This is a genomic window from Arcicella sp. GW458-12-2-14-TSB2 (genome assembly GCF_059423785.1).
On the sequence record NZ_JBWKYN010000191.1, the window covers coordinates 1 to 11,123 of the forward strand.

9 protein-coding genes are annotated in these 11,123 nt (G+C 34.6%); 4 read left to right on the top strand and 5 right to left on the bottom strand.

Annotation, left to right across the window (positions count from 1 at the left end; all coding sequences use genetic code 11):
- Window positions 1–275: 275 nt before the first annotated feature.
- From AC07XN_RS20615 to AC07XN_RS20635, 5 genes are all read right to left on the bottom strand, one after another.
- Window positions 276–2,771, bottom strand: a complete 2,496-nt coding sequence (locus AC07XN_RS20615) for a bifunctional UDP-N-acetylmuramoyl-tripeptide:D-alanyl-D-alanine ligase/alanine racemase (protein ID WP_494744409.1) — start codon at window positions 2,769–2,771, stop codon at window positions 276–278.
- An 88-nt stretch (window positions 2,772–2,859) separates the two neighbouring features.
- Window positions 2,860–4,047: a phosphoglycerate kinase gene (locus AC07XN_RS20620; RefSeq protein WP_309919556.1), complete on the bottom strand. Its 1,188-nt coding sequence runs from the start codon at window positions 4,045–4,047 to the stop codon at window positions 2,860–2,862.
- Between the two features lie 256 nt (window positions 4,048–4,303).
- Window positions 4,304–5,476: a hypothetical protein gene (locus tag AC07XN_RS20625; RefSeq protein WP_494744410.1), complete on the bottom strand. Its 1,173-nt coding sequence runs from the start codon at window positions 5,474–5,476 to the stop codon at window positions 4,304–4,306.
- Window positions 5,477–5,482: 6 nt separating this feature from the next.
- Window positions 5,483–6,445 carry a DUF2157 domain-containing protein gene (locus tag AC07XN_RS20630; RefSeq protein ID WP_494744411.1) on the bottom strand — a complete coding sequence of 321 codons (963 nt, stop codon included), beginning with the start codon at window positions 6,443–6,445 and terminating at the stop codon, window positions 5,483–5,485.
- Between the two features lie 92 nt (window positions 6,446–6,537).
- Complete coding sequence (locus tag AC07XN_RS20635) at window positions 6,538–6,915, bottom strand: helix-turn-helix domain-containing protein (protein WP_494744412.1); 378 nt, start codon at window positions 6,913–6,915, stop codon at window positions 6,538–6,540.
- Between the two features lie 239 nt (window positions 6,916–7,154).
- Here AC07XN_RS20635 and AC07XN_RS20640 point away from each other — a divergent pair, with 239 nt between their 5' ends.
- The 4 genes from AC07XN_RS20640 (at window position 7,155) to hpf (ending at window position 10,973) form a co-directional block, all read left to right on the top strand.
- Window positions 7,155–7,391: a hypothetical protein gene (locus AC07XN_RS20640; protein ID WP_309919566.1), complete on the top strand. Its 237-nt coding sequence runs from the start codon at window positions 7,155–7,157 to the stop codon at window positions 7,389–7,391.
- 73 nt (window positions 7,392–7,464) lie between these two features.
- Window positions 7,465–8,388 carry a carboxypeptidase-like regulatory domain-containing protein gene (locus AC07XN_RS20645; RefSeq protein ID WP_494744413.1) on the top strand — a complete coding sequence of 308 codons (924 nt, stop codon included), beginning with the start codon at window positions 7,465–7,467 and terminating at the stop codon, window positions 8,386–8,388.
- 65 nt (window positions 8,389–8,453) lie between these two features.
- The gene (locus tag AC07XN_RS20650) at window positions 8,454–10,199 is read left to right on the top strand and encodes a VRR-NUC domain-containing protein (protein ID WP_494744414.1); all 1,746 of its coding nucleotides are present in this window, start codon (window positions 8,454–8,456) and stop codon (window positions 10,197–10,199) included.
- 423 nt (window positions 10,200–10,622) lie between these two features.
- Window positions 10,623–10,973 (top strand): ribosome hibernation-promoting factor, HPF/YfiA family, encoded by a 351-nt coding sequence (hpf, locus tag AC07XN_RS20655; RefSeq protein WP_309919573.1) that lies wholly within the window; start codon window positions 10,623–10,625, stop codon window positions 10,971–10,973.
- Window positions 10,974–11,123: the final 150 nt, after the last annotated feature.

Here is an 11,123-nt window from a genome sequence, read left to right on the forward strand (position 1 = left end):
CTTTTAACATGATACCAAATTAGGAGGGTGAATATTTTAATCTTGAGATTTTTTGCAAATATTTGCAAATATATTTGTTTTTATTTAAAAAGTTTGCATAAATTTGTATTACAAACATTAGCCATTTTTTAAAAAAATATTATAACCATTTTTATATCAAACAAATTAGACAGTCAATCGAAAGCATTTTACGCCAAATTGATTTTGATTGAATTATGTTTTAAAAGGTTGAAGGTTAAAAGTGCAAGAATTATTTCTTGCACTTTTTTTATAGCCTATAACTGATAGAAAACACGTTTTACTCTTTCACTTACACTGGTTAATACTTCGTAAGGAATAGTATTTATTTTTTGAGATAATTCGGTAATAGTCAGTTCTTTATTAAAAATAATCACTTCGTCTCCTTCCTGCACATTTGGTACATCGGTAATATCCACCATCGTCATATCCATGCATACATTTCCGACTACTTTGCATCTATGTCCATTTACCAACACCTCGCCAACACCCCTGCCATATCCTCTATCAAAACCATCAGCGTATCCAATCGCTATGGTAGCAATTTTGGTATCCCTTTTCAATTCGCCTTTTCTGCCATAACCGACAGTCTCTGAAGACTTTATGTGCTTAATTTGCGAAATTACCGTTTTTAAAGTACCCACCGTCTGCAAATTTACTTGGTCTTCTGGTTTGGCAGCTACACCATACAGCCCGATACCAAGCCTTACCATATCCAGACGGGCTTCGGGGAAACGGGCAATGCCAGCGGAATTAGCTAAATGGCGTGAAGGAATATAGCCCAAAGCTTCCGATATTTCATTCGCCATTTCGGTAAACGTTTTGACTTGATGTCTTGTAAAATCATCAAAATCAACATCGTCAGCCGCTGCTAAATGACTGAAAATAGTTGAAACCCATAAATTGGGGTTCGACTGCAAACTTTTCAGTAATTCGGGCAAAGCCTCTTTTTCAAAGCCCAACCGATGCATTCCTGTATCAATTTTAAGGTGAATTTTCGAGCTTAAATTACGGCTATCAATGTATTCAGAAAACTCGTGTAGGATTCTTAAACTATATATTTCAGGCTCAAGCGAATAAGCCACCAATTGCTCAAAATCGTTAGGGGAGGGGTTCATCACCATAATTGGTAGATAAACGCCGTTTTGTCTGAGCGAAACCCCTTCATCCGTATAGGCAACGGCTAGGTAATCAACGCCATGAAATTGAAGCAAATTGGCTACCTCTGTACTACCAGAGCCATAGGCAAATGCCTTCACCATTACCATCATCTTAATCTGTTGACCAACCTTATCACGATAATAATTCAAATTATTGGTAATGGCATCCAGATTGATTTCAAGGATAGTTCCATGTGTTTTTTGAACAAGTCTATTCACAATTTGTTCAAAGCCATATTTCCTTGCTCCCTTAATCAGAATGGTGGAGTTATGTAATGATTTGATGGCTTGGCTCTCCAGAAAATCCTTCGTGTTTTTATAAAACTGAATATTTGTATCAGTTTTAGCCGAACTAGCCATAAAATGATTTTTATTGCGGGAAATAACATCGCCAATACCAATAAACTGTTCTAAATGCCTTTCTTTTACTAAGTGGGCTATCTGTTTATAAAGTTCTTTTTCAGGAACACCAGTCTCTAACAAATCACTCAGGATAAGTACTTTTTTCTGTTTTTGTTTTTGCTGGCTCAAGAAATTCAGTGCGATTGTCAAGCCCGCTAAATCATTGTTATAAGTATCATCTATCAAATAATTAGCATTTGTTCCTTGCTTCATCTCTAAGCGCATCGAAACAGGACGAAGGATTTGTAGCCTTGCCTGAATATCAGAGGTGCTATACCCCAAATACCAAAGCGTGAGGATGCAATGGATAGCGTTTTCGATAGAGGCTTCATCGGTAAAAGGAATATCTAGCGTGGTGCTGAATCTTTCAGTATTAGGCGAAATAGCGGTTAAGTCTAAAAAGACTTTCGTGTTTTCATTATATATTTCCCAAGACACACGTGCGCCCGTATTAGCCATTCGTGACCAATTGATGATTTTGCAGTCAGGGTTTTCAACCATGAAATCCGTTTTAATGATTTCATCAATCGCTACATAATCAGCGCAATATATCAAGGTAGTAGCATGCTTGAAAAGCTTGATTTTTTCCTTAATCTTCTGTGAATTACTGCTGAAAAACTCGTTGTGTGCGGTGCCTATGTTCGTAAAAATACCAATGGAAGGTTTCACTACTTTCTCTAGCTTTTCCATTTCCTCTACCTTGGAAATACCCACTTCAAAGATACCTAAGTTATGACTTTCATTGATTTGCCATACCGAAAGCGGTACACCAATCTGTGAATTATAACTTTTGGGGCTTTTTACAATTTTAAAACGGTTGCTCAATAATTGTGCTAACCATTCTTTAACGATGGTTTTGCCATTGCTGCCAGTGATGCCAATAACAGGTAAATTAAATTGCTCGCGATGACGCTGAGCCACCTCTTGCATGGCAGTGATGCTATCCTCTACTTGCCATATTTTGGCATCCGTAAATTTCTTTAATTCCCGTAGAATAGCAGGGCTAAGGGCATCGGTTTCTACCACAAATTCGCGTACACCTTTTCGGTATAAATCATCTAAAAACAGGTGTCCGTCATGATGTAAACCTTTAATAGCAAAGAAGATAGACCGCTGTGGGGATGACAACTGGCGACTATCATTCAAAAGATATTGTGCTGTAGTGTTGATGGGTAATGCTTTAAATTCCACGATTGTTATATTATAATTGACTCAAAGATAAATACAAAAAGGCGATACAAAAATTGTATCGCCTTCAAATAATGCAGATTTTTATCAGTTATTGCAATGCAGCAACACCCGGTAATACTTTACCTTCCATGTATTCTAACAACGCACCTCCACCTGTCGAAACATAAGAAACCCTGTCACCATAACCAGCGTTGTTTACTGCTGAAGCAGAGTCGCCACCACCGATTAATGAGAAAGCACCGTTTTCTTCTGTAGCGTTCACTACTGAATCAGCGATAGCATTTGTTCCAGCCGCAAAATTAGGGAATTCAAATACGCCCATCGGGCCATTCCATAATACTGTTTTTGATGCTTCAATTACTTTCTTGAAAATTTCAGCCGTTTCTGGACCAATGTCCAACCCTTGCCAGCCATCTGGAATAGCACCAGAAGCAACCACTTGGCGTTCAGCATCGTTAGAGAACTTATCAGCACATAAGTTATCTACAGGCATATATACGTTAACACCTTTTTCTTTCGCTTTAATTAAAATTTCTTTAGCTAGCTCTACTTTATCTGGTTCAGAAATTGAATTTCCGATTTTGCCACCTTCAGCCAATACAAAAGTGTATGTCATACCACCACCAATAATCAAATTATCAACTTTATCTAAAAGACGCTCGATAATTAAGATTTTATCAGAAACCTTAGAACCACCCATAATGGCTGTAAACGGACTTTCTGAGTTTTCTAATACTCTTTGAGCATTCTCGATTTCAGCCTGCATTACATAACCACAAATTCTGTCTTCAAAAAACTGACCAATTACTGCTGTTGAAGCATGTGCACGGTGAGCTGTACCGAAAGCATCATTTACCCAAACGTCACCTAGTTTAGATAATTTTTCAGCAAACTCTACATTTCCTTTTTCTTCTTCTTTGTAAAAACGAAGGTTTTCAAGCAATAAAATTTCTCCGCTTTGTAAACCAGAAGCTAAGTCAATGGCAGATTGACCGATGCAATCATCTGCAAATTTCACTGGGCGACCAAATACTACTGAAAGTGGGTTTACAAGGTGTTTTAATGAATATTTCTCTGTAGGGCCATCTTTCGGGCGACCTAAGTGAGACATCAAAATCACCGAACCACCATCATTCAAAATTTTAGTGATTGTAGGAATTGTAGCTTTGATACGAGTATCATCAGTAATCTCAAAACGCTCGTTTAAAGGTACGTTAAAATCTACTCGGACTAAGGCACGTTTGCCAGCAAAATTGTAAGAATCGACAGTTTTCATGGATAATTAAATTATGTATTTTTTATTAATGGCAAAATAATATTTCGATAATATTGAGTATTTCAAAATATTTCTCTCTTTTATCAAGAAAGAAGACCCTTTGGTTGTTTTTGTAAAATTCGGTCTAAACGTTTTACTAACAAAACCGAATTCAGAAAACAAATATACATTTTTCATCATCATTCACGAAAAAAGTCAATAATTTGAGTATTTTTTCTTAGATAATCATCGAATGGTTATATTTAATATTGCTATGTCAATATTCGCTTCCTGCACCACCTCCGCCACTGCTTCCTCCGCCAAATTTGAAAGGCTTATCATGTGTATTTATTTTACTATTTACTACTTCAGCCAATAGAATAGTATCTAAATTAAATCCTTCGAGGTTGTTGTCAGGGGCATAAGTGAAGCCATATTTAGGTTGCTTTAAATAGTTGATGGCTAAAGATGCCCCACCAATCATCAGCCCTCCACAAATTAACAAAGCAATCTCCGTAGGAATTACCCCGAAATAATGTCGATAAGTGAAAAAGGAAAAAGCCAAAGTTAGCAACCCTAACATCAGGAAGGTGCGGTCACGTTTTTTTAGACCTATATACACATACACGAATGGAATAACAGTAGTAAAGAAATAGAAAAGAGGAGCAAGGCCAATTTGAGGGGCTACACTTGTAAAGACTTTATTAATCATGGCGTTACCCTCGCGAACGATAAAATAATTAACACTGAGATAGAACGATGCAATGGATAAGGTTTTTAAAATATCCAATGATGTCTCATAATAAAGGTAATCTTTTCGCAGACTAAGTTTCATAACCAATCGATTCATACCCAGTGAAAAAAACAGCATTACGAAAGGCAAAAGAGTTTTGCCAATAGTAAATTCAAGACAAAAATCAACTAGCATGATGATTAACAAAAAATAAATTCCACAGGCTACCAAAGCATCAGCATAGCGGATATAGGCGATAACAAAGAAGGGTAAAAAGAAAATGCATTCTACCCAAGCAGGTAAATGAGAGGTCTCTAATAGATAATAAGTGAAAGTACAAAAAGCGCCAATGGAAAAATAGATTAAGGCATTATCAATACCTGATTGAAAAACTTTCTTTTCTCGTATTAAATATTCTAATAAAATGACCGCAGCAATGCCAAAGATGATAGACAAAATAGTAGTGCTAGCAACAGGACTTTGTGTGAACGAGTTTTCAAAAATTAAGTAAAGCAACGAGATGCTAAATATACAAGCCAACGCTGTAAACAAAAACAAGGCTATTTTGATAAAGACGTTGGGCTGATAATAATCAAGGACAAACTGCTTTTTGATGTCATTGTTTTGCTGTTCGGTGAGCAAGCCTTTTTCAAACCAGTTTTGGGCTTTGGCTTGAAGATAAGCGTGTTCTATCCATTGTTGTTGATATGCTTTCATAGATGTTTAATTAGAAGTTTTAAGAATTTTCTTGAGATTGAATAACAGAAATATTACTCCTATACCAGAAGCGATAAAGTAATAGGCAGCAAACCAGTTATTGACAGTTATCAGGTCAAAAATAATATTAGTGATGGCTATATAGCCAAAAATAATACCCGTCAACAAGAAAATATAGGATTGTTTGATTTTAGCATACAGAAACAATACTATGCTAATAGCTATTACTGTAAAAAAGTAGGTGTATTGAAGGTGTTCCTTAAAAATACCTACTGTACCAGCTACCAAGGCCAAATTGCTTCCAAACAGGATATACGTAAATGAAAAATGTCTTTTCAAGAGTTTGTATTCAGAAAGAAAGCCAATCGCCATATAAGAAAGCCCTAAGCAAATGGAAGTAAAGATAAAATAAGGGGCAGTGAAATCATTATTAGTGAGGATAGACACAGGCGAAATAGAAACGCCTACCCACGAAGCAAAGGCAGTAACAGCCATAGAAAGCACCCCTCGATGGTCGAAAAAATAGGCAGAAAAGAAAAAAACTACGGCAGGAATAAACGTAATCAGTCCGTATTTTTCACCGAAGAGGTCATATTGATATTGCAAGTATCCTTCTAAGGTAAGGAAGCTTAGACAGCCCAATAGCAACGTGAAGTCGGCAAAGAGATTATTCTGTTCTACCAGTTGCCAAGTAAATGGTTGCCTCTTCCAAAATGAAAAACCAAAACCTGCTACTACCAGCACGCTAATAAAAACTACGATAGCGGTATGCCCAATAGAATCGAGATTTTGATAGATAACAATGCCCAGACCACTACTTAATAATAATATACCTACATATAGTATTAGCTTTAATTCGTAATGGAGGGAAAAGGGTTTTTTATCTTCATACACAATGATGCCCTTTTTTGTTTCGGGCGAAATATTTACTTTTTGTTCAAGTGTTTGAAGAATCTCTGATATATGCATGCTATGGATTTAAAAAGAATATTCATAACTACTATTATTAGATATATTTAAGTAGTTTTTTATAAACGTCACTCCTAGTTAGATATATATAACTATTTCAATTTTGTTTCAATTAGATGAGTAAGTGAGTCTATTTTTTTCTTTAAATTATCAACTTCTTTTTCAATACTTTGGATTCTGTCTTTCTCATCTATTACTAATCTGTTTGAGTTGAATACTGAATTACTATTAAGTTTTTTACCTTGTGAGTTTGATTTATTAATAATGGGAAGCGTATCGATATCTCTAATTGTTTGTTCATCAACATCTAACAATTTAGCAATTTCTGCCAATTTATTATTTGTCATGATTGTTTTTCCCTGTTCTAATTTTTGATAGGCTTGTTGGGAGATTTTTAATTTCATTGCTACCCAAGTTTGGGAGATCTGTTTCAGATTTCGAACTATTCGTACTTTTTCTCCAAGTTTCATATTTTAGCGTATTTGAAATAATTTGTATAGAGCTACTATTATAATAAAAATACAAAAAAAATATGATTGTAACTTACAACCGTTCATTTTGTAAGTTACAATGGTGAAAAATAAATTTAAAAATGTAATGTATTTACTTTTGAAGTGTTCTAAAACCAATAAACAACAGTTAATATTTTTAGAATCGCGCAAACCGAAAAGCGAAAGAGTAGGTAGTGAAATTTTAAATCAAAATAACAATGAAAAACTTTTTTAAAAAAAATAGGTATATTAGAATTGTAGGGCTTGTGTCAGTAATGTCTTTGGTTTTTGTACAAGAATCGCAGGCGAAATTCTTTGGTAGTGAAGAAACAATTCTTGGTACACAATATGCTTACGGTGACACTTGTGTTCAACTTGTTGAAGTTAAATACTATGTTTTTGGTATTGAAGTTAGTTCTAAAATAGAGCAAAGACCTTTTAATTGTAATAGTTAATAAATTTTATATTTACTTTATTAAATTGGCGAGAGAACATAATTATTTCGTCAATTTAATAAATAATTATTTTATGGTAATAAGACTCCTTTTAATACTAGCATTTACATTTATTTCAGAATTAACCCTTTCCCAAAAATGTGGTATCGTTTCAGATAGTCATACTAAAGTAGGTGTAGCTTATGCAACTATTTCACTCATTAATAAGCCTACTGGTACAGTTTCTAATGAAAGTGGTAATTTCTGTCTTGACCTTCAAGGTAAACAAGGGAGTGGAGATAGTGTTTTATTTTCAGCTTTAGGGTATGAGCAACGGATATTTTCTTTGAATGATTTTCTACATTCAGATACTATATTTCTTCGTGAAAAGAATGTTGTGTTAGAAGAGGTAACTGTTAAATCGAGAAAGAATAAAATGATTGACTATGGCACTTTTCATAAAAGGTGGATTGTATATCAGGCTTCTTATAACCCAAATTCTGGTACGATAATAGCCGCTAGAATTGAAAATCATGACAATGTAAAAGGCGTTATTACAAATCTTCATTATAGACTAAGTCCTGAGAAATCTGAATTTGTGAAAAAGTATAGACTAAGATGTAGGATATTCAAAAATGGTGAAAATAATAAGCCCTCCGAAGATTTGTTGAACGATAATATTATCGTAGAGGCTACACCAGAGGACAAATTTATCAATGTTGACATTTCTTCCCATAACATTTCTTTGAATGATAAATACGTATGGATAGGCATTCAAACAATAGGATATATTGATAAAAATGATGAATATTTTATTATTTCAGACTATCAGTATGGGAAAACATTTTATAAAAGAAATAATGCTAAAAAAGTTGAAAAGATTATGTTAATAAGTCCTTCATATATGATGTCTAAGGATGGTGTGGCTAAATCAAAACATTTATGGAGTAAATCTTGGTCAGAGACATCCACCTCAAAATATAATGTACCTCTTTTTGGGGTCACTATTTCTTATTGAAAAATTAGGGCAAAAGCCAACTTCTTGCTTTGGTGAATTTTACTTTCCTACCTTTGTAATCTAAAATGCTTGCAAAGATGGCTCCCGAACGAATAGAACTTCCTCCAAAATATTACTTAGAATACTTTCAATATTTATTGACTTTTGTCCAGAAAAAGTACCAACATATTCTGAACGAAAGTGAACAACAATTCTTGTCTCAATTTGATGCATTAACAGAAGACGAGCAATGTTTGTACATACGCTTTGTGAATAGAACAGGTTCTTTTTTTAGGGTTGAAAAATTGAAATATGCTGAAATTGAAAATATTCCAGCGGTACTGAACAGTTTAATTATTAAAAATTTTGTAGAACCACTCGGAATAAAGCATCTTCAATATGCGTATGAAGTACTAGATATTTTTAATAAAACCGAGCTGATTTTTTTAGCCAAGATGCTCAACCTACCCACCAAGGGCAAATCATCTTTAAAAAAAGAAGAAGTGCTTGATTGGCTTTTAGAGGTGGGAGATTGGGAAGAAATACTGTTTTTATTAGATGAAAAAGATTTCTCAAAAATTCATGCCATCGAGCATTCTGTCGTGAAAGTATGCTTTGAAGAGGAGGTACAACTATTAAAATTTCTATTCTTCGGAACTCGCCACGGCGATATGTCAGAGTTTGTTACCCGCGATTTGGGCTATCAGAATTATGAAAAGTATGACGAAGATAAAATGGTGGCTTATTTTCAAACCCGACAAGAGGTAGAAGATAAACTAAAAGTGAGCTTGGCAAGGGAAGATTTTTATGTGATGCAAGAAACCAAAGTAGATTACCTTGAAATTTATAATTGGTTTATGGATTGGGCTGAAACACATGGAAAGGAACTGTCGGAAATTGCCATTCCTACCTTTGAACGCTTTACATTGAAAGTAGGGGCCTATTTAGAAAAGATTAAAGCCTTGGACGAAGCGCTGATAGTTTTCCGCTTGACGGAGCAGTCGCCTTCCCGAGAAAGACAAGTACGGATTTTAGACAAACTTAAAAATAAGGAAGAAGCCAAAGCCCTTTGCGAGTTGATTTTAGCAGAACCTCAGAATGCAGATGAACACTTTTTTGCAGAAGATTATTTGAATCGTTTGGAGGCACAGTTACAAAAAAAGAAATCAAAGAAAGCCATTACCCAGCATTTGCACGGGTCAGAGTCAATCACGATTGATTTAGTGTGGAAAAGACAAGTGGAAATGGGCGTGATAGATTATTACGAAAGGCAATATAAAAAAGCGACTTTTACCGAAAACCATCTTTGGAGGAGTCTCTTCGGATTATTATTTTGGGACATTATTTTTGATACCGAAACCTTGTCTATCCATCACCCCTTACAGCGTTCACCGTCTGATTTATTCAAGCCTACTTTTTTTGAAAAGAGGAAAGAGAAGATAGAAGAGCGCCTTCAAATGCTGGAAGATATAGATGCTACGTCGATTTATATTTACAATATTTTTTTTGAAAAATATGGCATTACTAATCCATTGGTAGACTGGTACGGAGGACTTTTCCCATTGATTCAGACCGTTTTAGGAAAACTTTCGTCTGAACAAGTTAGTGCGATTATGCTAGAAATGGCGAGAAACTTAAGAGAAAATATTCGTGGTTTTCCAGACTTATTCATGTGGGACGATGGCGAATATTGTTTTATAGAAGTGAAGTCGCCAACCGATAGTTTGTCTAATCAACAACTGTATTGGCAACGCTTTTTTGAAAAGATCAATGTACACTCGAAAGTGCTGAGAGTAGCCTGGGAAAAGCCTAATTTGGATGAGTTTTTGTAGATTTCAAAGGGTTTTTTACCCGATTAAAAGCCAAATTTTGCACTTTTCTAATATAATTATCCTGTAACTATATAGTAGCATTCAATAACTTTGATTATTCAAAGAATGTGTATTTAACATTTGGATAATTGAAATTTAATGTCGAAATTCATTTAAGAAAAAGCTCAAGATAAGTTATAAACCCTGTCTTAGTCGGTAGGGTTTTTTTGACTAAAACGGAGAGTTCTTTGTTTTGACTTTAATGTTTCTTATTTCCATTGTGTTGAATTATATTTTTTGTTTGATTGCAATAAAATAGCGGTGTAGCGTAAGTGAAATTCGAATGGGAAACATTAAGGTAAAACAGAGAACTGCTCCAATGAGCAAAAGGCTTTGATTGAGGGCTTTCTTTTAAAATTTGTTTAACTTAAACACCGAGTGCGTATGAAATTACAAGTGCATTCAATTCACTTCGATGCTGACATCAAGCTATTGGAGTTCATCCAGTCAAAATTAAATAAACTGGATACCTTTTATGACCGAATTACTGGAGGTGAAGTATTTCTAAAAGTGGATAAAGGGGATACAAAGAAGGTCAGAAGTAAAATGTTGGAAGTTAAAATTAATTTACCCGGCGGAACGCTTTTTGTAAAAGAACAGGGTAAGACATTTGAAGAAGCAATGGACATTGCCATTGAAGCACTCAAAATCCAACTTAAAAGATTTAAAGAACGAATACAAGATAAAGCCAATCCCACAAGAAACGTATTGATGTCGATGGCAATGGAAAGTTAATATTTAGTAAGTGCAATTTTAGTTAGTGCAATTTGCTTTAAGGGGAGCTTCGCAAGAAGTTCCCTTTTTTATTTTCTGAAAATAGAGTATAAATCAAGGAAATGTTGCTTGTGATGTATTAGATAATATTAAAAAAAAATGGTTATATAG

What these genes read in the sequence shown, in the direction of transcription:
- AC07XN_RS20650 (WP_494744414.1), top strand. Translation starts at nt 8,454, where the DNA reads ATGCTTGCAAAGATGGCTCCCGAACGAATAGAACTTCCTCCAAAATAT.
- AC07XN_RS20640 (WP_309919566.1), top strand. Translation starts at nt 7,155, where the DNA reads ATGAAAAACTTTTTTAAAAAAAATAGGTATATTAGAATTGTAGGGCTT.
- AC07XN_RS20625 (WP_494744410.1), bottom strand. Translation starts at nt 5,476, where the DNA reads ATGAAAGCATATCAACAACAATGGATAGAACACGCTTATCTTCAAGCC.
- AC07XN_RS20645 (WP_494744413.1), top strand. Translation starts at nt 7,465, where the DNA reads ATGGTAATAAGACTCCTTTTAATACTAGCATTTACATTTATTTCAGAA.
- AC07XN_RS20620 (WP_309919556.1), bottom strand. Translation starts at nt 4,047, where the DNA reads ATGAAAACTGTCGATTCTTACAATTTTGCTGGCAAACGTGCCTTAGTC.
- AC07XN_RS20630 (WP_494744411.1), bottom strand. Translation starts at nt 6,445, where the DNA reads ATGCATATATCAGAGATTCTTCAAACACTTGAACAAAAAGTAAATATT.
- AC07XN_RS20635 (WP_494744412.1), bottom strand. Translation starts at nt 6,915, where the DNA reads ATGAAACTTGGAGAAAAAGTACGAATAGTTCGAAATCTGAAACAGATC.
- hpf (WP_309919573.1), top strand. Translation starts at nt 10,623, where the DNA reads ATGAAATTACAAGTGCATTCAATTCACTTCGATGCTGACATCAAGCTA.